Source organism: Allorhodopirellula solitaria, assembly GCF_007859855.1.
Classification (GTDB): Bacteria; Planctomycetota; Planctomycetia; order Pirellulales; family Pirellulaceae; genus Rhodopirellula; species Rhodopirellula solitaria.
Window position 1 is genome coordinate 149,436 of record NZ_SJPK01000002.1, and the last position, 22,999, is coordinate 172,434.

Consider the following 22,999-nt stretch of genomic DNA (forward strand, 5'->3'; position numbering starts at 1 on the left):
TGGAGCATTCACCCCGCTCCCGTGCGGGATTGCCCCGCCTGACAGCAAAGTTGATCGACATGGTTTCCTGTCAGACAAGCTGACCGGGGAACGCGTGTCGATACCGCGGTTCTCTAATTGGAAAACGTCGCTTCGGCGTGTGACAAGCACACGCCGAAGCGACAATGTGCAAATTAGAAAACTGCTCAATCTCCTTGCGTTTCCGCAGCTTCTTGAGGTTCGTCGAGCAGCAGCACGCCCTCGTCAATCCGCATGATGGCGACGGCGCGTTTACCGTCATCGGCATCAATCGCTTGTCCCGCTCGCGAGTCTGCACTGCCGACCAAGAACCAACGGCCCTTGGGAACCCGCGCGGTGGTCTCGAGGCTCGTCGGCGACCGATCCTTCGTCAGCATGTTGATCTTGATTTCGAATTGGTTGCGATCGCTTGTGTTGAGCAGTGAGAGGGTCGTCGTCATCTGGCCATAGCGGGACGTGCCCATCACGCTGCTCCGCTGCCCCACGGCGACCATCGCCGTCGCCGACCCCGCCACGACCAGCCGCCCATAACCTGCCGAGGACAGACCCTCGCGAGCGGGCCCCTGGTAGGACCGCCGGTTCTCATCGTCGGACTCGATCAACCATAACAGCCGATAGGTCACATCCTTGTTCGGCCCCGAAAACTTCGTTTCATCCGAAGACTTCTGAGCCATCGCGCCGCTGGCGACGAGCACCGACACGACAAGGGGCAGTACCAAGCGTTTCATTATTCAATCCTCATGAAGTTTCGCATCACAGACCCGCGGTCCCTCCGCAATCTGCCTGGGACGGACAATATTCTACCATCGCCCAACAACTTTTGACGCCCTAACACCGGCTTTGGTTCCGACCTCCATCCCAACTCGCCACTCACCCCCACCCGCCGAAACGCCTAGCCCGTAGCGCAGATACGAGAAATCGCGTCGGTGAATCCGCCATGCAGTCGGCGTATCCACCGTGAGATCGGAAACCCATCACGCCCCGTCGCCCAGATCGAGCCTCTCTCCGTAGCGTCTCAAGACCTGATCACGCAGCGCCGCCGATTCCGGCTCCTCCATCGCCGGGTCTTCATCGATCAGGTCCTGGGCCATCGCCCGGGCAACCTGCAGCGTCTCGACGTCGCGGTTCAAGTCCGCGATCCGCAGCGGGGCGAGGCCACTCTGTTTTTTCCCCAGCAGGTCACCGGGGCCGCGGAGTCGAAAGTCTGCTTCGGCGATCTCAAAGCCGTCCGACGTCTGCTCGAACACCTGCAAACGTTCGCTCTCCTCAGGCGACCGCTCGCCGTCGGTAAACACGCACACGTGCGCCGCGTGCCTGCCTCGCGAAATCCGGCCGCGGAGCTGGTGCAACTGGGCCAGACCGAAGCGATTGGCCCCCAGGATCGTCATCACGGTCGCGTTGGCCACGTCCACGCCCACTTCGATCACGGTCGTGCTGACGAGAACATCGATCTCCCCGCCCGCGAACCGCAACATGACAGCCTGCTTGGCCTCCGGCTTCATCCGCCCATGCAGCAATTCAACGCGATGCTCAGGGAAAACGTCGTCGCGTAAACGCTCAAACGTGCGGCTGACCGAGGTCACGTCTTCAGTCTCCTCCTCCGGCCCGTTCTCTCCGCCGAGCGAATCAGCGTCGCCGGTCGCGTCCTCTCCGACACGGGGCGCCACCACGTAGGCTTGGCGGCCTTCGGCGAGCCGCTGCCGCACGAAATCCCACCAGCGATCGCGCCATTTGTCGCCCGCAAGATAAGTGTGCACTTCCCCCCGCCCAGCAGGCTTCTCGCGCAGCGTGCTGAGGTCGACATCCCCGAACTGCGTCATCGCCACACTTCGCGGGATCGGCGTGGCCGACATGACGAGGTAGTGCGGATCGATGCCTCCCGAACGCAGCTGCACTCGCTGCCGCACGCCGAATTTGTGCTGTTCATCGATCACGCACAAACCGAGTGAGTGAAACTCGATGTCATAGACGAGCGCCTGCGTGCCGACGATCAAATCGAGTTCTCCCGCTGCGATCTGGGCGAGGGTTTGACGCCGCTCAGCCGCCGTCAACGAACCGCACAACAATCCGATTCGCACCCGGCTATCGGCGAGTATTTTGGTGAGGGTTTGGTAGTGCTGACGGGCCAGCACTTCGGTGGGTGCCATCAGCGTGGCTTGATGGCCATTGGCAACGGCCAACATCATGGCAAAGATCGCCACCACGGTTTTGCCGCTGCCCACATCGCCCTGCAGCAACCGATTCATGGGAAACTGCCGTCCCATCTCGCGAGCAATCTCGCTGATCACCCGGTCTTGGTCGGCGGTCAGCTCGAAGGGAAATCGTCGCAGGATGCGCTGCCGAATCTGGGCCGTGCAGGGCATCTCCGGAGCTTGCAATCGCCCTGTCAACGAGGTGCGCCGCATTGCCAGAGCCAACTGCATCACCAAGAGTTCCTGAAAGACCAATCGGGAGCGCGCGGCATTCAATTTTTCCGCTGACGGTGGCGCATGGATATCTCGCAACGTCGTGCCGATATCCGGCAGGTCGCCGACTAGATCGATGCCCGCTTCCCGTAACCGCGTAGCAGCCTGGCGGCGCAGCGAACCCGGCATCACCTCGGTAATTTCCTCAGCGAGCACGTCGGCCACCCGCCGCGTTAGCCGCCGCAGCTCGTAATCCTTGATCCCCTCGGTGAGCGGATAGACCGGCAGAATCTCGCCATTCTGCGGAGCCGTTTCCTGCCCCTCGTCACCGCCCAGCTCAGCCTCGTCGAGCAAGTCGTACTTGGGATGCGAGAACTCCCACCGCAAACCGACGAGTTTCGGTGTGCCGCTGATCCTGACATGGCGATAGAACGTCAGCTGCTCGGCGCGAAAAGGTTGGTTAAAAAAGACGATCCGGACCGCCCCCGAGTCATTTTCCACGATGGCCGCAAACAGCGATTTGCCGGGCGTCCGCGAGACCAATTCGGCATCGGTAATCTTCCCCACAAAAGTTGCTGCGACGCCTTCACGCAGGTCATCCACTCGGGTCGGCGGTGGCGGAAACTGATGCTCTCGCGGGAAAAAGAACAGCACATCCTGAGCCTTGCGAAGCCCGAGTTTTCGCAACCGATCAGCCCGCGCGGGCCCCATTCCAGGGAGATACTGCAGCGGCGTGCTGAGCTCAAATTCAGCCGTCCGAGCCGTCGCTGACTGCGATGGCGGCACGGCAATCGGCGGCGTGGGGTTCGCTGGATCGGTCACAACAGCAGGCTTCGGGATGAAACGGCACGGGTAGTCGGTATTCTACCACCTTATCCTAACGCTCGGCCGTGGGCGGCCAAAGACCGAAAGAGCTCGCAGCTTCGCAAAGCAATGGCTTGCCGAAAATCCTGCGAGACGATATTCTGGGCCGCTCACATGCGGATGTGGCGGAATTGGCAGACGCGCTAGACTCAGGATCTAGTGTCCGATAAGGACGTGGAGGTTCGAATCCTCTCATCCGTACTGGTGGAGACGGCAGTGCTTTTGCATCGCGAGCCGGCGCGTTCTTCTGGGATCCGCTCGGCTCAGGCAGTCGCCGATCCACCCGCCCATGGCGATCGTCCTACGGGCCTTTCTTCGAAATGGTTTCGCCGACATCGTGCGTTCGTCCAGCAACGAAAAATCGCTTTTTCTACCGTGATGGATCTGCATCGCGCACGGCTGACCAGGGCGGTTTCCATTGGGTTGCAGGGGCTGATTATCGCCTCCTTGCTCGCCTTCGCCCTCGAGACGTTGCCCGATCTCTCAGAGAAACAGAGACGGTGGCTGCGATGGTTCGAGGTGTTCACCGTTGCTGTTTTTACCGTCGAATACGTGGCTCGGATTGCGATGGCTGAGAAACCGCTGCGATTTGCCTTCAGTTTCTTTGGCATCGTCGACCTATTGGCCATTCTGCCCTTCTACTTGCAGCTCGGCTTTGACCTCCGCTCACTACGGGCTCTGCGATTGTTACGGCTCTTTCGGATACTCAAGCTGGGAAGATACAACAAGGCAATCCAGCGATTTCACCGCGCAGCGGTGATTGCTCATGAGGAATTGGTGTTGTTTTTGAGCGCTGCTGGCATCGTGTTGTATTTGGCCGCCGTGGGAATTTACCAGTTCGAGAACGAAGCGCAGCCCGAGGCATTTGCATCTGTATTCCACAGCTTGTGGTGGGCAGTCTGCACCCTCACCACGGTGGGCTATGGCGACGTGTACCCGGTAACCAACGGCGGCAAGTGTTTCACCTTTGTGATCCTATTGGTTGGCTTGGGGATCGTGGCAGTTCCAGCCGGGTTGGTCGCCTCGGCGCTCTCGCAGGCCCGCGACATGGAATAGCTGGGGGCTTCTTGCGTTTCAGGCAAATTCGGGGCAAGCTACGTCAGCGAGTCACCTGCCGGCCGCAACCGTAAGCAATCACACCGAGATCAAGCGTCATGCCCGCTACCGCGAAACCTCTTGCCTCCCAATCGCTCACACGGACTCAAACCTGCATCTGCCAAATTCTGGCGATCGCCGGCGAGGCGATCGATCGATCCAACCTAAACAAACTGCTCAAATCGATCGATTGGCCAGGGCGGGCTCCCAAGGTCACAACCATCGCGGCGTTAGGTCCCGGCCTCGATAAACTCATGAAAGCAGGTCAAATCGAGAAGGGGTCTTACCAAAGCGTCATCATGCATCCTGCCAACCGATCGCGTTGGATCATGGCAGCCTGGAAGGACGGCAGCTTTGATGGGATCAGCGAAACGATTCAGAAAAAATGGCCTCTGGAGAGTGAAAGCTACCGCCGCCTCAACCCCAAACACATCGCTCGCGACTTAAAGATCGCATTCTTCCGGGGTGATCGAGAATCACTCGATACGCTCGCTGAGCAAGTCCACCCACCGACTAATTTCAGCACCTTCGTCAATCCCTTTGACGCCACGTTTTTCGCCAAGCTACCGCTCGTTTCCCAACAGCGATACCTCGCCGATGCGATACCCCAGTCGATCATGAGCGGTAAAGGCAGTGCCGATCTCGCGTCGCTCGCAGCCGACGTGCTGGCTGAATCGGAACAGCTTGATGAAGACTTTGTGATGGCGATCGCCGACGCGTACCTCGCTGCGGGCAACTTCGCCGCCTTGCAGGAACTCGACGATCGTCTCGGCAATTTAGTGCCTTCGATCTCCGGCTACGGAGAGCTCCTGCGAGGAAACTTCGATGAGGCCCGCAAGGCCTTCCAAAACGTCATCCTGAAATACAAAGATGCCGGTCGGATATCTGACGCCGCTGTCAACTCACTAGCGGGTGTCTACTTCCTCCTGTTGTCGATCGGATCGGACGCCTCGGCATCAAAATCGCAAATCAGCTCCACGATCAAACGCATCCGCGCTAGCGGGGATCACTATGCGTCCCTGGTGCCCCTCTTCGAGTGCGCGAAAAAATTCCACGACAATCCCCATTCGCCCCCTCAGTTTGTCGAGGATCTCGGCACGCTAGCCCAAGCACCGCTGGGTCGATTGGTTGCGGGGTACCTCTGGGTTTGGAAGGTCGCCCCGGCCGATGCACCGCTGGCGTTGCCCGGTTTCCCCAACGGCTGTCTCGACTACGCGCCCCTCGGGTATCGATACTTGGCGGCGGAACTGGCCGCCTTGGCGGGCGAAACACCTCTCGATCTTCACGCCGAACTCAGCGATGTCGCTGAGCAACTGCATCAACACGTAGGATCGCGTAGCCTCGTCAACTGGCAGCGTCCGATTCCGCAGTGGCAGACAGCACTCGATGCGATCCGCGGTTTGACCACGACCCAGACCAGCAGTGGCGAGGTGGGTACCGAAGAGGTCTTCACCGACGAGCGCATGATCTGGGAACTGAATTGTCGAAAAGGGGAGTCCTGGGTCGATGTTCGCCCGTTCATTCAAAAACGATCCGGCAAGGCGTGGACCAAGGGCAGACCCGTGGCGCTGGAGCGAATCTATACCAAGCACCAGGATGCCGAGTTCCATTTCCTTACGGACCAGGACCAATTGATCTGCAAATCGTTGGATAGCGAATCCTATCGAGGCCATTACGGATACCTGGAAACGTCGTACAACTTTGACGACGCGAAACTGGCCGCTGCCCTCGTTAACCATCCCCGTTTGTTCGCCGTCGGTGAGCGGCAACGAACGGTGGAAGTGAGCGAGTCCAGTCCTGAACTGAAGATCGACCGCTCCGAAGCGGGCAGGATCTCCATTTCGCTCCAACCACCGCCGACACGGGCCGCGATCGAGAATGGGTTTCAGTTTGCCAAGGTCGACTCGCACCACTATGCCGTCGTACGATACACGCCCCAGCAATTGAAATTGCACAAGGTTCTCGATGGCACGCTGTCGCTGCCTGCTGCCGCGGAATCGGCCGCCATGGCAGCGATCAGCCCGCTAGCTTCCATGGTCACGATCCACTCGGAAGTGGAACTCGAAATGCAGGCAGACCAAAACGTCGCTCCCCACTCCGATTCGCATCTCCACGCCATCCCCTATGAAGCTGGCCTGCAGCTCGATTTTCGCGTTCGCCCCTTCGGCGACGACGGGCCTTTCTTCGCACCCGGCGTCGGTCCCGAAACCGTAGTTGCCAAAATCGGCAACGAAACATTTGCCACCAAGCGGCAAATCCATACCGAACGTGAACAGCTGGCCTCGGTCTTGATGGACTGCCCCTCCCTGTTAGCCGAACTCGGCCGCAAGCCGGGGGATTCGGCAGAGGATCTCGGTGCCGAAACGATCTACCTGTCCACGTCCACCCAAGCTCTCGAGGCGCTGTTGGAACTCGAAGCCGCTGTGTCGCGTGGGCAGTTAACAATGCACTGGCCGCGTGGCCAGTCGCTGCAATTGATAGCCGAATCATCGGGCCGCGACTTCCGGGTCGACATTCGCCGCGACCGTGATTGGTTCGCCGCATCGGGAACACTCCAAGTCAACGATTCTCTCTCCTTGGACATGATGCAGTTGCTCGACATGGTCGACGCCAGCCCCAACCGTTTTGTGCAGCTCGATGACGGTCGCTTCTTGGCCTTGACCAACCAGTTTCGCCAACATCTCGAAGCGATGTCCGCTTATGGCGACCACAATCAAGACCGGCTTCGCATCCCACCTATCCGCGCCCTCGCGATCCAAGACGTCGATGAGACCTGCCAAGTCAAATCGGATAAGCATTGGAAAGATTGTCTGCGACGGATTCGTGACGCCGATGAGATCGATTACACCATCCCCTCAACACTGACCACCGACCTGCGCGACTACCAACGCGAAGGCTTTGAATGGATGGCGAGACTATCCCAGTGGGGAGCCGGCGCGTGCCTGGCCGATGACATGGGGTTGGGCAAGACGATCCAAACACTCGCTTTGCTACTGCACCGCGCCAACGGACCGACCGGTTCGAGCAAAACACGCGGCCGCAAATCCAACCGTGCGGCCACCCATTCCATCGGCCCCGCGCTCGTGGTCGCACCGACATCGGTCGGGTTCAACTGGGCCAGCGAAATCAACCGCTACGCACCGACCCTGACCCCGCACCTGTTCGGCCCCGGCGATCGCGCCGAGATGCTCCACGGTCTCGGACCTCGCGACGTGGTGATCTGCAGCTACGGGCTGCTTCACCAAGAAGCTGAAAAACTGCATGCTCAAAACTGGCATACGATCGTGCTCGACGAAGCACAAGCGATCAAGAACGCCGACACCCGGCGGTCCGAAGCCGCGATGAAGCTGACCAGTGACTTCCGGCTGATCCTGACCGGAACGCCGATGGAAAACCATCTCGGCGAGCTCTGGAATCTATTCCAATTCATCAACCCTGGCTTGCTGGGTTCACGCGACAGCTTCAATCAGAAGTTTGCCATCCCAATCGAACGCGACAACGATAACGAGGCCCGGCGTTACCTCAAGAAGTTGATCCAACCCTTCATCTTGCGACGCACCAAGTCGCAGGTTCTCGATGAACTTCCCTCACGCACTGAGATCACACTGCAGGTCGAACTGAGCGACGAAGAAACGGCGATGTACGAAGCTCTTCGGCGAAAAGCGGTCAAGAATCTCGAGGACACCAACGACGACGATCGCCCCACCCACATCAAAATCCTCGCCGAACTGATGCGACTGCGGCGGTTCTGCTGCCACCCCGATCTGGTCACGCCCAATGCAGGGATCCCCGCGACCAAACTCGCGTTGTTCAACGAAACCATTTCCGAACTGCTGGAAGGTAATCACAAAGTGCTGGTCTTCAGCCAGTTCGTCGATCATCTTTCGATCCTGAAAGCGGAACTTGATCAGCGCGGGATCTCGTATCAGTACCTCGACGGCTCGACACCGGCCGCCCAACGCAAGAAACGCGTCGAAGCGTTTCAAGCTGGCGAGGGAGATGTGTTCTTGATCAGCCTCAAGGCCGGGGGTGTTGGTTTGAACCTGACCGCCGCCGACTACGTCATGCACATGGACCCATGGTGGAATCCTGCGGTCGAGGACCAAGCCAGCGACCGGGCCCACCGCCTCGGCCAACAACGCCCCGTCACGATCTACCGCTTCATCACCACGGATACGGTCGAGGAGCGCATCCTCCAACTGCACTCGCAAAAACGAGACCTCGCCGACAGCCTCCTGGAAGGCACCGACCGCCCAGGCAAGTTGTCGACCGAAGAGCTCCTCAAACTCATCCAAAGCTAAGGAACGCGGGCGGAATCAATATCGTCGTGGACGAAGCAAGGCGTTCCGCGTTGCCCACAAGTTTGCTCCCCCGTGTGCTTGTCACACGGGAAGCTAAGTTTTGCAATCAGAAAACCGCAGCATCGACACGCGTTCCCCTGTCAGCTTGTCTGACAGGAAACCGAGCCGACAAACGTTGCTGTCATGCGGGGCAAGCCCACATGGGGGCGGAGCGAACCCTCCATTTTTCTAATCACAAAACGGAGATTCCTGTCAGACAAGCTGACAGGGGATCTGATATGTGTGGATGATGACAGACTCGTCGCCTCGTCCACTACCGAAAGGGTTTCGCAGAACACGCTATTGATTGATCACGTGATGCTGGCAGCTAGCTCCTGCCGACGGTTCAACCGATCCTGCCGAGCCAAGTCCCCTGGTCGATGACATCGCTGATAAACATCTGCTGAGCAACCAGGATCGACTCTTGGAGCTGTTCCGCGGTGACTGACCCAGCCTTGTTCTCAACATCCAGCGTTCCCGTTGCATCTCGCAGGAACTCAACCTGGTATCCGCGATGAAAGGCTTGACGGGCCGTCGTATCGCAGCACACCTGAGTCATGTAACCCGCGATGCAAACCGTGTCGATGTTTCTCTCCTTCAGAAAACCATCCAAGGGTGTATCGGTGAAAGACCCCGGCAATTGCTTGTCGACCAACAGATCACGTGGTCGGGAGTCGACTTCGTCGAGCAACTGCCACATGTCGCTGCCCTTGCGAAAGACAGGCGACTCGGGGTCCGCTTGATGATGGCGTATCACCACCGTGGGAATCTTCGCTTGCTCGGCGGCGTCCATTGATTCCAAAATCGCCTCGAGATGACCGACCGGATATCGAATGGGAAACGCGCCGTCGAAATACTCACGCTGCACGTCAATCACTAAGAGGGCTCTGTTCATCTGAAAACCTGGCGATGTCGGGGATACGAATCGAAGGATGAGTATAAACCCAGGCTCCACATTTCGTGTAGGTCGTGCAGTTTTTTGGGTTCATCCGACGGAGGCGTGGGCTGGAGATCTTGGAGACATGGCTCCAGTATCCAATGATTGATTTGTCGGAGATGAGAGTGAATTTTAGCCTGGATCTGCCGAGAGAAACGCAGCCGAACTCGAATGGCGTGGACTCAGTGAGCCGACGGCGCGTAAGCGGACGGGTGGGCGGCGTTACCCGGGTCCTCACGGCACTCGGGTCAACACTGCGAGGCCAACGTCGATTCAATCGACAGCTCGTTGCGGCACCTAATTCGCATGCATTGCCCGGTCGCCGATCTCGTCCATTCGGATCAACATCCGCTGGTGCATATCCTCGATCACTTGCCGGAGCACGGGATCATCAGTCTCAATCAGGTTCTCGTTCTCTTCGGGATCGTTGCGGAGATCATAAAACTCATCTCGCTGATCATTCTGAAAATCACGAATCAGCTTGTACTCGGGCGTGCGTAGACAGCGCATCGTTGCCTCGGCGTAGTGAATCATGCTGTATTGGCCGAAGTACTCTTCGTTCCAACTATCGGCCGCCTCTCCCTGCAGCAGTGGCATGAGGCTGCGTCCGCGCAGAGGCAAGTCAACCGGTGCGTCAACGTCCGCCATCGCCAGTAACGTGGGGAAGAGATCGAGATGTGTCGCCGTCTCGTCAATCACTTGTCCCGACTGGATCTCGCCCGGCCACCGGACGATAGCAGGCACGCGGAGCGATAAATCGTATAGGTTTGGCCGGTACTTATCCGAGATCACTCGCGTGCCACGATGAAACTCCCCCGGCGGACGCTTGTTCGTTGCCCAAATCCCGTTGCCCTTATGCACGATCCCATTGTGCCCCATGTTGTAGCCATGATCGGAAGTGAAAATCACGACTGTGTTGTCACTCAGGTCGAGCCGGTCGAGTTCAGCGAGCAGGCGTCCCAAATTGCGGTCCACCCCCGATGTGCTGGCGAGGTACTCACGCATGCTCTTTTTGACCTTGGCAATATTCAACCCCGGATAGCTGGGAACGGCCGGATCCATTTCTGCATAGGGCTGCCAGTCCTCCGGTGCAACGGGAAGCCATTTTCCGTGGGGGGCACGGGTATGGAAGCTTAATAGAAACGGCTCCTCCCGAGCGGCGGCAGTCTGGAGAAATCCTAAGGCATCGTCGGTGAGCAGATCTGTGGTCAAGCCGCTGCGTTCTTGCTCGACACCGTCCTTTTCGAGCATCGGATCGGAAGGCGACGTGCCACCGGAGGTGAGCCCCATGAAGTAATCATACCCTTGATTGGTCGGATGATACTTCTCCTGGCCGGGGAGTGTCCAATCGCCCAAATGCCACTTGCCGACCAACCCGGTGTAGTAGCCCGCGTCATGCAGCAGCTCGGCAAACGTCACACTGGCTTCGGGATCGAGCGAACTTTGTTCATCGGGGTCAAACAGTTTATGGCCGGGACTGGGAATGAAGTCCTTGATGCCAAACTCGCTGGCGTACCGCCCAGTCGCAAGTGCAACCCGGGCGGGGCTGCAAACCGGGGTGGCGCAAAGGAAATTGCGAAAACGAGCCCCCTCCCGAGCCAAGCGATCCATATTGGGTGTCGCTGGCATCGGCACCGAATCGTGACCACGGTCACCGGCCGCACACCCCATCGCCCAGGGAGCCTGATCGTCAGTGACGACATACAGGATATTGGGGCGTTCATCGGCCTCGGCAGCGGTCGATAAAATCACACCGCCGAGCAGCATGATGGCGACGTGTAAGTAGAAAGCATTCATAATCAATCAACTGCAACAAATTTTCGAGAATGCAGTGGCGCGGACGCCCGCTGCGGTAGTAAACGTCGGCTCAATCGCCAACAGCATAAAGCGTGACGCGTGCTCTGCGCAAGCGAAAGTGGGAAAGCGAAGTTTGAATGGCACTTCATTCATTCGCCCGATTCTTCTACGCCCTCTTGGCTTTGTCGAATCGCTTCGAGACTGAACAGTCCCACGGGTTGACCATCGTCAAAGTAACACCAATCCCAAACATCTTCGATCGGGAACTCCACCTGGCTGCCAAGTTTAAGGTCCCCCAAATCGACAGGATCATTGGCGAGGTTGCCGTGGACATAGCGCGGTTCCAGTCCGATCACGTCGACCCAGATGTACTCAGTTGAATCGCCCGCAGTGATCCGTGCTTTGACCACAAATCCGGAGTCTTCATCGGGACTGGGCGATCCTTCTCTTTGCTCAAAAGCGGCGACGAACTCGGGCCACCGCTCCCGAGCGGTGGCCACGGCGGCTTGCATCGCTGGATCGTCGTCGGCAATGGGGATCACGGGAGCATCGTCGAACTGCGCCAGCTCTTTATACGCACCTGGCGTCAGCAATTGCTCAGCCACCTCATCGGACCAAACATGGATATCCATCGATTCCGGCCGGACGACGGCCAAGGTGTCTTCGTCAGCTAGCGCCACAAGCAACTGAGCCACCTTCCAATACGCTTCCTGCATGTCAGGGCGTTCCTCGTCCGGGGTGAGCATATCGACGGCTAACCAGGCGTGGTGATCCTCTACTGCTTTTCGCAGTCGTAGCTCCCCGATCGCATCGACGACCTCTGCTTTGTCCTCCCAGTATTCGGTATCCATGTTGTGAACCAGATACATACCCGCCGGGGACTTGATGACGAACAATGGGCTTTCACCAACCACAAACCCATCACCGGTTGGCGTTCCCTCGTCGTCGGCCTCCTCGGATTCACCCTCGTTTCCCTCCGCATCAGAGGTACTGGAGTAATCACCTCCCCAGGAAGCTTCCACAAGCTTGGTCACGATAAAGTCTTCCAGGTACTTTTGCTTTCGCTGCAAGAGCACGAGCGAGATCATCGGTCGATCGCCATCAGCCTCGTCGCCAGCAGCGCCGCTGGCACTCGAGTCTTTGGCACGATCGCCCGCGTTGGGCGAATTCAGTTGCATACTCCTGTTCAATGGCTGATTGAACATTTCAGCATCATCGAGCTGCCTGAGCCCTTGAAAACACTCGTAGCAAAGCTGAGCGAAGGCGATGCAGTAAATCAGGTAGCGCCAGTGAAAATCGCCCACCATGCGGACGGTATGCAGTACGGTCATCGCTCCAAAGGCGAACACACCCACCCACAAACCAGCTCGCGATTCCTGCCAAATTAGGATCCCAATCAGCAGGAAGACACTACCAAAGACCACAATCGTCGGGTTGGGCCAGTTCATCAGCCCTACCGCAAGCAGCAGCCCTCCGATTACTGCGGCCCAGATGCTGGTCCAAGCCAGTCCAAACCGAGGTTTTTGTAGTAGAGGCTTCAATGATCCAACCTTCTTGAGAACTGGCCCTGTTTCGTTCGCCAGAGCCACCTGGACAGACAGACGAATAGCGAGAAAAACGCTACGCGAATTGTACACCAGCAGACAGGCGATCGTGACACGCAGTTGGGGTTGCCAAGATCGAAACCGCCCTGCTTAAAACCGAGCCTGTCGCTGTTGCAAGTACTCAGTGAGGGCTTTGTCAAAGGGCATACTCGTGTCCAACGGGACATAGTCGATCCGCAGCTTGCTACAGCCCTCCCGGTACGTTTCACGGAAGCTCTCGAGACCGCTGAGGTATTCCTCACGGAAGCCGGTGGCATCGACGGTCACCACTTCGCCGGTTTCCGGGTCCTCGAACTCGACGGGACCTTCGTATGGGAAATGCACTTCGGCTTCGTCCATGACATGGAAGACGATCACATCATGCCCACTGTGCCGGATCTTTCCCAAGGCCGATAACACTTCGGCCGGATCACCGAGCAGGTCGGAGAACAACATCACGAGACTATGCTGCCGCAACATCGCGGCTACCTGCACGAGGCTGGCCGAAAGATCCGTGGTGCCGTCGGGCGTCATCGCGGACAGAGCAGCCATCACATCAGCGAGATGCCCCCGGCGACTGCGGGCCGGTAGCACGGCTCGCAATTTATCGCGAAAGGTCAGCAAGCCCACTGGGTCCTTCTGCATCGTCATCAGGTAGGTCAGCGAGGCGGCCAAGCAAGTCGCGTATTCAAACTTCGTCATCGATTGACGTTCGCTGAATCCCATCGACTTCGAAAGATCCATGACGAGATAGCCCGTCAGGTTCGTTTCGGCCTCAAACCGCTTGATGTAGTGCTTGTCCGTCTTCGCATAGACCAACCAATCGATGAGCTTGGGATCGTCGCCGCGATTGTACCGCCGGTGCTCACTAAACTGAACGGAAAAACCTTGCAGCGGGCTCGTGTGCAACCCCTGGAGAAACCCGCGCACGACCATCCTCGCCCGCAAATCGAGCCGTTTGATGTTCTGCAGCGCTTCGGGAGAGAGAGTTTTAGACATAAGCGTGAGTAAGAGCAAATTGCTTGAAGCATGAGCCGCCAAAACGCTTCGCGTTTGACATGTTAAAGTCATTGTAGCCAGACGGCTCCGCCCGTCTGAGCTGAACCTACTGCATGAGCCGGCAGACGCTAGCCCCAATTACCAAAACGCTTCCCGTTTAACGTGCCAAAGTCAATGTAGCCAGACGGCTCCGCCCGTCTGAGCTGAACCTACTGCATGAGCCGGCAGACGCTAGCCCCAGTTACCAAAACGCTTCCCGTTTAACGTGCCAAAGTCATTGTAGCCAGACGGCTCCGCCCGTCTGTGCTGAACCGCGTCCACCCCAGCGGCCTCGAAAAATCGACAATCACACAGCTGCACGTTCGACGAGCTGCCCTTCGACGAGTTCAAATTGACTTTGCATCGCCTCAGCGAGCGACTCCGAATGGGTGACCGCGACCAACACCGCATTCTCATCGGCTTGCAATCGCAACAGGACCTCGGTGATCCCCGCAGCTGTTTTCGCGTCGAGATTCCCCGTCGGTTCGTCGGCGAGAATCAGCGTCGGACGCATTAGCAGCGATCGCGCGATCGCCACCCGCTCACGCTCCCCGCCGGACAACTCTCCCGGCAAGTGGGTACTGCGATCCTTCAGCCCAACTGCCTCGATCAGCGTCTCGGCTCGTTCTAGATGTGCGTCCGTGGCTGTCCCGACGGCTAAGGCAGGGATCAATACGTTTTCCACCACCGACAATTGCGGCAGCAGATGATGGTCTTGAAAAACAAATCCGATCGTTTGATTGCGAAACACCGCGCGTTGCTTTTCATCCATCGCAAACGGATCGGTATCGTTGATCTGAACACTGCCGCTATCGGGCGAATCCAGCGTGCCGAGAATCTGCAGCAAGGTAGTCTTGCCACTACCACTCGGCCCGACGATCGCCGCCGACTGGCCCGGTTGCAACGTAAGCGACAGACCGTCGAGAACTCGCAGAGGTTGCCCGCCGCTCTGATAGGTTTTGCTCAGATCTTGGACTTCTAGCATGGCTTGTTTCTCGGGGGATCGTAGTCAGCGTCGCGACACGCTGTCAGTTGCTCACAAAATCGGATTCCATGCCAGCTTGCCCGACGCCGGCGCCGACAGACATGAAATGACGAATCGGTAATGATACGCCGAAAAAGGTAAATCACCAAACGAGGCGACGAGCTGCTAATCACCCACAAATGTTCCTACGCCGAAGGCGTTGAAGAGAATAGCCGGTGGTTTGAGCGGAGCGAACACCACCGGAAACGTCATTGCATGTCGGCATGGTCTCGCCAGCAATGATGCAAAGTCCCGACAGGGACGGCAGCCCAATGCCGGTGACGCCAGTCACCGGTCCAGCCTGCAACCTCTGCTCCAGCCCCGGCAGGGGCGTCAGCAGAGACCAGTTAACGCGCCCGTCTGCGCCGCTGTCGTCCCTTTCGGGACTTTGCCTCGTGGTTCCCGTTTTTCCGGGGACTTTCGTCCCCGGCAGAGAGCTTACGTCCCTTGCGGGACTCGGGACATCCGGCACGGTCCTGAGGAACTGACAATAAATCATCAGCAATAGAATCGGCGTCCCTTGGAAAACTTGTCTAACAGGAACCCCCGTTTTGTGACTAGAAAAATGGGGCGTTCACCCCGCTGCCTCCTCGATGAAATCGGTTGACATGCCGAGGTCTTGTAGCAGCAGACGCGAACTGATTCGGCTGGATTCGTAGATCACCGGCAATCCGCTACCGGGGTGCGTCCCGCCGCCTACCAAGTACACTCCGTCGAGCTCGTCGAATCGGTTCTGCGGACGCTGATGCAGCATCTGGCCCAGGTTATGTGCCAGGTTGAAGGTGGCGCCGCGGTGAATGGCGTAGTCGCTGACCCAATCGTCGGGGGTGATGCGGTGCTCGACGCGAATACGGTCGCGAATGTCATCCAGCCCCATGGCGGCGAGCTGGTCGAGTGCCTTTTCACGAAATCCATCAGCCTGGGTCGACCAATCAATGTTCTCGGTTTGGTGCGAGACGGGGACCAATACATACAAAGTCGAGCATCCCTCGGGCGCCAAACTGGGATCGGTCACACACGCGTTCTGCAAATAGATCGAAGGATCCTCGCTGAGCACATGATCCAGCTCAATCTCGCGGAGATTGCGGTCGTAGGTTTCGCTGATGTGAATGTTGTGGTGCGGAAGATCGTCGTATCGGCCTTCGATACCGAGATACAGCATGAACGTGCTGCAGGAGAATTTCTTTTTCTCGATCTTCTCATCCGTCCACCGCCGACGCAGCTCATTGGGGACGGTCTTGGTCATCCAATCAGCGAAATCAGCGTTGACGACGAAGGCATCGGCTTCGTAGCGGTTCTCCCCGCAGCGCAGGGCCGTCACACGTTTCCCCTCCAACTCGATCGACTCGACGGGCTCATTCAAGCGAATATCGACACCCATCTGACGAGCGATTTCAGCCATCCGCTCGCTCACGCGGGCGCAGCCACCGATCGGATGCCAGACGCCGTATTCGTATTCGAGAAACGAAAGAATGCTGAAGAGGCTCGGGCAATTGAAGGGCGACATTCCTAGATACTTCGCCTGAAACGCAAAGGCGACGACCAAGCGAGGATCGCTGAAGTATCGCCCGAGTTCCTTGCCGAGACTGCGCAGCGGGTGCAGCTTAGACGCCGCCGCGAGTAGCGAAGGACGCAACAAATCCAGTGGAGAGCTGAACGGGGATTCGAGGATCGGCCGGAACTTGGCGAGTTTGACTCGATTGTCATCCATGTAGCGTTGCAGTTGCCCGACATCACGCGGAGCAAACTCCGCGATCTGGCGATCCATTTCAGCCATGTCGGCGGTGCAGTCGAGCACGCCACCGGCGGGACCGCCAAAGGTCAACCGGTACTGGGGTTCGAGGCGTTTCATCGGCACCTCCTCCATCAGATCCCGCCCAGTCGACTGGAAAATCTCCGCGAGCACGCGGGGATACAGAAAGAACGTGGGGCCACAATCGAAGCGAAATCCGTCGATCTCGATGGCCGACGTCCGTCCGCCCACACGATCACGCCGCTCGAGCACCGTCACGTCGCAACCGGCTTGAGCGAGCTGCATGGCAGCGGCCAGCCCGCCAGGCCCCGCACCAACAATGACGACTTTCCTCGGGGGCACGGATTCTGTACTTGGCATCGATTCCCATCTCAGGCCATTTCGGAGGCCCAGTATTGCTTAACCAGCTATCGAATTTCTCATGTCGACCCGGCGAGCATTTCTCAGGCCGCAAGAAAACTGCGAGGATTATTGCCGTGCGTTCGCTTCAGCGACACCCCATATTCTGGACCGCCTCAACGCTGCCACTCCAATCCCGGAAGAACGCTACCGGCCCAGCTGATCAGCGAGATCCTTGGCATTGTAAATCGCCCGCAGGGCTTCCTGGATACCGACTCCCGAAACACTCACAGCCCGGGCCTGCTGATCGGTGTAGAGATAATCGCTGGTGAGACTTTGGATGTTGCCGTCGAAAATCAATCCGACCAATGCCCCATCACGATTGACGACCGGCGAGCCGCTGTTGCCGCCGATGATGTCTGCCGTGCAGACGAAGTTGAGTTGGGTCGAGAGATCGATCTTGTTTTCCTCTTTCGCCTCCATCCAGCTGGCCGGTAGATCAAAATCCTCTTGCCCGGCATGCTCGGCCGCGTGCTGGAACGCGCCCGCAAAATCGGTGGTCGGCTCGATATCCGAACCGTTTTCGCGGTACCCTTTGACAGCGCCGAAGGCCAGCCTCAAGGTGAACGTGGCGTCGGGGTATCCCGTTGTCCCTTCCACCGCCGTTGTCACGCGGGCAACCTCTGCATAGGCCTGCTTCTCGCGTTCGCTGAGTTGATCGTCGATCGAACGCAAGCGTCGGTATTCCGGCTCGATGATCCGCGCCAGCTTGATGGCGGGATCGTCGCTGCTGAGCACGGCATCCAACCCGCCTTCGATCAGTTCCCGACGCGTCTCGGAATCGTCCAGGCGGGTGCCGTCAATGATTTCAGCGGCGACTTCATGTGGCGAACGGCCGGCCAAAATTTCGACCACGAGTGGATCGCTCATTCCTCGGTGTTCGAGTAACAATGCAATCTCGTCTGCCAACTTCACACGCTGCACATCGTCGTAAAGCGGTGCGGTACTCGTCAAACGCGTCAGCAACGAATCGCGGCCGGCGTCGGAGTACTCCGCCAACCGATCGGCATTAGGCTTTTGATCCTCTTGGGCGAGCAGCAGAATGGACAATGCGTATTGAAACACGTCACTGCGGAGTGAAACCGATCTCGGCAACTGCTCCGCCTTTTCGCTCTGTATTTCCGCGATCTCATCCCATGCCTTCACCAGTGGTTTGAGGTCCGGATTGGCTGATGCCTCGGCCGTCAGGCGATCCTGTTGTTCACGCCGTCCTGCGATCGTTTGCGGATCCTGGAGCCCCGCCAGCATCCCCGTGTAGGCTTTGCGAGCGTTTTGAAGACCAAACAACTCGTCTCGCCCTCGCCGTGCCGCCTCTTCACTTTCGAGCCGGTATTGCTGAAAGAGAATTTCTTTGCGTCGCAAGAAATCCAACACGAAGGGCAAGCGGTGATCGCGTAAGTACTCGAGTGCCTCGACGGTGAAAATTCGTTGTGTGCGGCCCGGGTGTCCACTGACGAAAACCAAATCGCCGGCAGCGACCGGGGTCGGACTCCAACGCAAGAAATGATCGATCTTGGCAGGCTCACCGTCTTCGTAGACCCGCATCAAAGTGGCGTCCAAGTTGTAGCGGGGGTACTCGAAATTATCCGCGTCACCGCCGAAGAAGGCCGCCGCGGTTTCCGGTGCCCAAACTAAGCGCACATCGGTGTACTTTTTATAGCGATAGAGGTGATAGCGGGCTCCGCCAAACAACGTCACCACATCACTGCGGAGTCCTGTGGCATCGAACGATTGACTTTCAATCGCATTGAACTCCGCCTGACGCTGCTTCGCGGCCGCCTCAGCGTCATCGGGGGTCGTCACGGCCTTCTCGACACGCTCGGTGACGTCAACGATCTCGATCAAAACGTTGAGCTCGAGATCGGGCGCCTTGATCTCATCATCGATCGACTCCGCAAGAAACCCATCCTCGATCAGGTTCTGCTCCTTGGAACTGATCTTCTGCAACGTGTCACTGGCCACGTGATGATTGGTCAATACCAATCCGTTGGAGGAGACGAACGAGCCCGATCCACCTGAATTGAATCGCACCGAGGAGAGCTGCAGGTCATGAGCCCATTGCTGGGACGGTTCGAAGTCGTAGCGTTCCTTGAGCACCTCCCGCGGCAAGTCGTTGAACAGGTACATGCCTTCATCGCCTCGGACGTGGGAGACGGATGAGTTGAGAAAGGTAGGTGCCATCACTGTAAACGCCAGGGACAGGGTTGCGAACAAGCGGCTGCGCATTTCGAACGACTCACTCTTTGGGATCAAGACATCATCATCAAACCAACGTCCCAAAATACCGCTTCGTTCTCGACCTTGAACAGCCCCAAGAAGCTAATAGCTAATCCGATCATTCAGCCTTGACTGTATCGGTCCGTGAAAGACGAGGTACCAGAACCCGGCTTCCCCCGGCCCTGGATGTTCGACTTGCCCGATCGCGTGCAGTCGCAGAACGCCTTGTTTCCAGTGTTCATTGTCAACGAGTCCTGCCAAGGCGTCACGTTCCGCTGGCGTGAGCGACTGGAAACTCTCGCGCAATCGGCTGAGTGTGTCGACGTTGATCTTACGCGTGAGGATTTCAATATCGGCGGCGAACGCTTCGGGCGTCAGTCGACTCAGTGCCCGCTGGGATACTGCCTCCACTCTCTCGGGCGGCGAGTTGCCGAATTCTAACAGCAGCGCAATCGCCGTCAGACCAATCGGACCGGTATCCTCGTCATTGACGAGCTGTTGCAAAACCTTGCCCGACTGCTTCGTCCCGCCAATGACCAGCAAGGCGACTTCCCGCGTCAAGATCAGCGGCCATGTTTCTTCCTCGAAGAACTGGTGAGCGTGCTTCAACGTGAGCCGCGCAGCGATCTCTCGCATGATTCCGTTGGACGATTTCGCCTTCAGCCCTCCGCTCGGGATCTGGAACGTCTCCGTACCATCATCTTCGACGGCCCAGTCGCGGACGACATCGAGGGGTGAGAACAATCCACCACTGGCAAGCTTGCGGAGGGCGGACGCCGTGGGCTTATCGAGCGGTTGAGCTGAATCGGCTTCGGACGCCTTGCCCCACTGCGTGGCTGAGTCAAGCACCGGTTCGGTGAGCAGATACTGAACGAGCGATGAGAGCGGTTCCCCCTTCCCATCAACGACGGGCTTCTCGGCGATCTTGGCACTCAGTGAGCCCCGCGCTGCGGCCAGCAATCCAGTTCCGAAACGATTCGTGCCATCCTCGGTCACCCACTCGTCGATCCGTCCCGTGTTGGCATCGACGTGAATATGCTCCTGATCATGCGTGACGATCAATTCGTCGCCACTGCGAGTGAAATAGACGTTGTCCTGGTACGCCAGCGGAATCCAGTCGCTCGGAGTCGACAGGAATTGGAACTCCAGCGGAGTTCTCCCGCGTTTGAGCGGCACGTTTCCATGGAAGTTGAACCGCGACGCCAAAAACTTATCCGGTTTCGGGGAAGCCGAAATGCGATGACTGAATAGGATCTGCCCCTCGTCGTGCAATTCGACCCGAAGTTTCTCGTCGAGCCGAGAGTGATCGACCATCACTTGACGGCGATCGATCATCGCGGCCAAGTCGCCATGGACGCCGGGCGTATCGGCCGCTTCGGCGATTTCAAAGAACACGCCTCGGGCGCTGAAGATCGTTCGCATCCGCATACCATCGCGAATCGATTCGCTTTCGAAATCATCACCCCGGGATCCAATACCACTCAACCAGCGACTCACCTTGAGAAGTATTTTCGCGTTCTCATTGAGCGGCTCATCGAGACGGGGCAATCCACCGATCTCATCCAACACGATCTGCAATGTTTGAGACTTGGCATCGAACTTCACCGTTTGCTTTTCAAAACGCCCGCTCTCGAACAATCGCTGCGAGATATCCTGCACGCTCCTGCGGTCCACCGGGTCGCCGGTCGCGATGCCGAGATACGCGAGCACCTGTTGCCGTCGATTGATTTTTAGGCCCGTGATCTCGATCGATTCAGCCCGGTCATGTTCACCCAGTTCGATCACATCGATGACGAGATCACCGCGCCGTCCCGATTCATCGATCTGATAGCCCTCGACCACCAGCGGGTTGGAGTACCCCAGATCCGATAGGGCTTCGCCGACCGCCCCATGCATGGCGGTGGGGTTATCGAAAGGTACGCCCTTCTCAACATCCCAGACGGGTTTCTCCCATTTGGCCTGCTTCCCTTTCTCGTCCACCCACTTAGTGATGACCTCATCATTGACATAGACCGACGTGGCAATCGCGTCGCTCGGTGGAAAACGTTTGGTCAACCGCTCGGTCAACCGATCGGTATCGATTTCGGTCGTCCCGAGCAGACGCACGCCTCCCCGCAAAACACGCGGTCCCTCCACGATCTGAATCAACCACTTTGCGGGCGATGGCGGGTGGGGGGCTGCTGTTTGCGTCACTTCGATTTGAACTTCGCGAAAGCCTTCATGCTGGTACCCCGTGACCAACCGATCTTGCACGACCTCGTCAAAGTCCTCGTGGTTTTCGAAGGGATGGTTAGCGCCGAGGAACTCCGGATCCGCAAACAGCTCGTTCTTGATCCTTTCATCGGTGAAAGTCTCGTTGCCGGTGATCTCGATCCCGTCCCATCGTGCCGCGGCAACCGGCCGCCGCTCAGCTGCGCCGCCTGGATCCTCGGCCCTGGCCATCGCGACGAAAACCAGGCTCAGCAGCACGACTCCACCGCGTACCAAAACCGAAGGAAAACCTGGAAAGAGGGAGAGCGGCGGTAAGTGGAGCATCCAAGCAATTCCATTAATGGGGGGTGAGCAATTCAGCCTTGGACGCGAATATTAGCAGAGTCTGGCCAGAGAGAGCCATTTGGAAACAGCCCATATGTGACAGATATCCAGCGTTTTTTGGGAGCTCGAAGCGATGGCTTGCAATTTGGCCATTCCAATCCTAACGAGATGACTTGCTCGGCCTAATCAATCTTGCTCGTCAGGGACTTCTGTTTCAAGCAATCCGTTCGCTCGAGCACGCGCGATGGATTCGTGAAGCTTCTGTTGCAGAAGTTCGCGACTGGGTAACTGGGTCATGTATTCGGCGACCCGAATGTTGGCGTCGTTTAAACGCAACAACTCAACGTGTTCTTCGTTCTTACCCGTGCACAAGATCAAACCGACAGGAAGGTTCTCGCCTTGAACCATCTCGTGCTTCTCCAGATAGCGGAGATTGTCTGGTCCGGCTTCTTCGAGATCGCAGTTCGTTCAAATAGCATGGAGCGGATTCTCGATGAAAATCAATGCACGAAAATGGGTCCAACTCAAATGTGTACGCAGTGCGTACACAATCTCTCGATCAGGAAATGCCTCGACGGTCCGCAGGCAGTGCCGCAGTTGTGTCTGGGTCCAGCCTTTGCCGTAGAGTTTGGTAAGCCGCTCGGCGAGTCTTTCGATTACCCGCTTTCCATATTTTGCTCGTTTACCCGCCATCACCACGTCCCGCACAGTCGCTCCGACGTCCCAATAGAGCATGGTGAGTTCGGCGTTGACCACCACCGCCGCCCTCCTTCGCGACTCGTCGATCAGTCTTCGGACTTCGGGAAGCAAGTCACTGTCAATGATTGCTAATTCTGATTCGTCTTTCATCTCGTTCGCGTCTATCCGGTACTGAGTTTCAGCTTCACGCTGTGAGTGACGCCAGTCACAGTGTAACCAATAGTCACTGCTGAGAGAGCAATCTGGTATGTGAGCAAGTACCAGACCTGACGATCTAAAACGCTGAGGAACAACC

14 protein-coding genes and 1 tRNA gene are annotated in these 22,999 nt (G+C 57.8%); 3 read left to right on the forward strand and 12 right to left on the reverse strand.

The annotated features are described in order from the left end of the window. Window positions 1-185: 185 nt before the first annotated feature. Both CA85_RS03985 and recG read right to left on the reverse strand, forming a co-directional pair. Entirely contained in the window at window positions 186-746 is a 561-nt protein-coding gene (locus CA85_RS03985; RefSeq protein ID WP_146390029.1) for a hypothetical protein, read from the reverse strand. Between the two features lie 246 nt (window positions 747-992). Continuing rightward, window positions 993-3,245 carry an ATP-dependent DNA helicase RecG gene (gene recG / locus CA85_RS03990; RefSeq protein ID WP_146390030.1) on the reverse strand — a complete coding sequence of 751 codons (2,253 nt, stop codon included), beginning with the start codon at window positions 3,243-3,245 and terminating at the stop codon, window positions 993-995. 158 nt (window positions 3,246-3,403) lie between these two features. Between recG and CA85_RS03995 the strand changes: the two genes are divergently transcribed. The 3 genes from CA85_RS03995 to CA85_RS04005 all read left to right on the forward strand — a co-directional run bounded on the left by CA85_RS03995 (window position 3,404) and on the right by CA85_RS04005 (window position 8,683). Beyond that, window positions 3,404-3,488 (forward strand) — tRNA-Leu (locus tag CA85_RS03995). A gap of 177 nt (window positions 3,489-3,665) precedes the next feature. Next, window positions 3,666-4,343, forward strand: a complete 678-nt coding sequence (locus tag CA85_RS04000) for an ion transporter (RefSeq protein WP_146390031.1) — start codon at window positions 3,666-3,668, stop codon at window positions 4,341-4,343. Window positions 4,344-4,441: 98 nt separating this feature from the next. Then, on the forward strand, window positions 4,442-8,683 hold the full coding sequence (locus CA85_RS04005; RefSeq protein WP_146390032.1) for a DEAD/DEAH box helicase: 4,242 nt from the start codon (window positions 4,442-4,444) through the stop codon (window positions 8,681-8,683). A 385-nt stretch (window positions 8,684-9,068) separates the two neighbouring features. On the opposite strand, the gene CA85_RS04010 is transcribed toward CA85_RS04005, so the two are convergent. From CA85_RS04010 to CA85_RS25365, 10 genes are all read right to left on the reverse strand, one after another. After that, a complete protein-coding gene (locus CA85_RS04010) occupies window positions 9,069-9,617 on the reverse strand; it encodes a cysteine hydrolase family protein (RefSeq protein ID WP_146390033.1) in 549 nt (182 codons plus the stop codon). Window positions 9,618-9,956: 339 nt separating this feature from the next. After that, complete coding sequence (locus CA85_RS04015) at window positions 9,957-11,456, reverse strand: sulfatase family protein (RefSeq protein ID WP_146390034.1); 1,500 nt, start codon at window positions 11,454-11,456, stop codon at window positions 9,957-9,959. A gap of 149 nt (window positions 11,457-11,605) precedes the next feature. Next, window positions 11,606-12,997 (reverse strand): DUF2314 domain-containing protein, encoded by a 1,392-nt coding sequence (locus CA85_RS04020; RefSeq protein WP_146390035.1) that lies wholly within the window; start codon window positions 12,995-12,997, stop codon window positions 11,606-11,608. 153 nt (window positions 12,998-13,150) lie between these two features. Further along, window positions 13,151-14,038: a DUF58 domain-containing protein gene (locus CA85_RS04025; protein WP_146390036.1), complete on the reverse strand. Its 888-nt coding sequence runs from the start codon at window positions 14,036-14,038 to the stop codon at window positions 13,151-13,153. A gap of 346 nt (window positions 14,039-14,384) precedes the next feature. Continuing rightward, window positions 14,385-15,062, reverse strand: a complete 678-nt coding sequence (locus CA85_RS04030) for an ABC transporter ATP-binding protein (RefSeq protein WP_146390037.1) — start codon at window positions 15,060-15,062, stop codon at window positions 14,385-14,387. A 613-nt stretch (window positions 15,063-15,675) separates the two neighbouring features. Further along, window positions 15,676-17,196 carry a phytoene desaturase gene (locus CA85_RS04035; RefSeq protein ID WP_146390038.1) on the reverse strand — a complete coding sequence of 507 codons (1,521 nt, stop codon included), beginning with the start codon at window positions 17,194-17,196 and terminating at the stop codon, window positions 15,676-15,678. A 204-nt stretch (window positions 17,197-17,400) separates the two neighbouring features. Beyond that, window positions 17,401-19,434, reverse strand: coding sequence for a S46 family peptidase (locus tag CA85_RS04040; protein ID WP_391564841.1), 2,034 nt, complete (start codon window positions 19,432-19,434; stop codon window positions 17,401-17,403). Between the two features lie 138 nt (window positions 19,435-19,572). Beyond that, window positions 19,573-22,005 (reverse strand): BamA/TamA family outer membrane protein, encoded by a 2,433-nt coding sequence (locus CA85_RS04045; RefSeq protein ID WP_146390039.1) that lies wholly within the window; start codon window positions 22,003-22,005, stop codon window positions 19,573-19,575. Between the two features lie 186 nt (window positions 22,006-22,191). Further along, window positions 22,192-22,413 (reverse strand): hypothetical protein, encoded by a 222-nt coding sequence (locus CA85_RS25360; protein WP_222435400.1) that lies wholly within the window; start codon window positions 22,411-22,413, stop codon window positions 22,192-22,194. A gap of 60 nt (window positions 22,414-22,473) precedes the next feature. Further along, window positions 22,474-22,854 (reverse strand): DUF1016 N-terminal domain-containing protein, encoded by a 381-nt coding sequence (locus CA85_RS25365; RefSeq protein WP_222435401.1) that lies wholly within the window; start codon window positions 22,852-22,854, stop codon window positions 22,474-22,476. Window positions 22,855-22,999 lie beyond the last annotated feature (145 nt).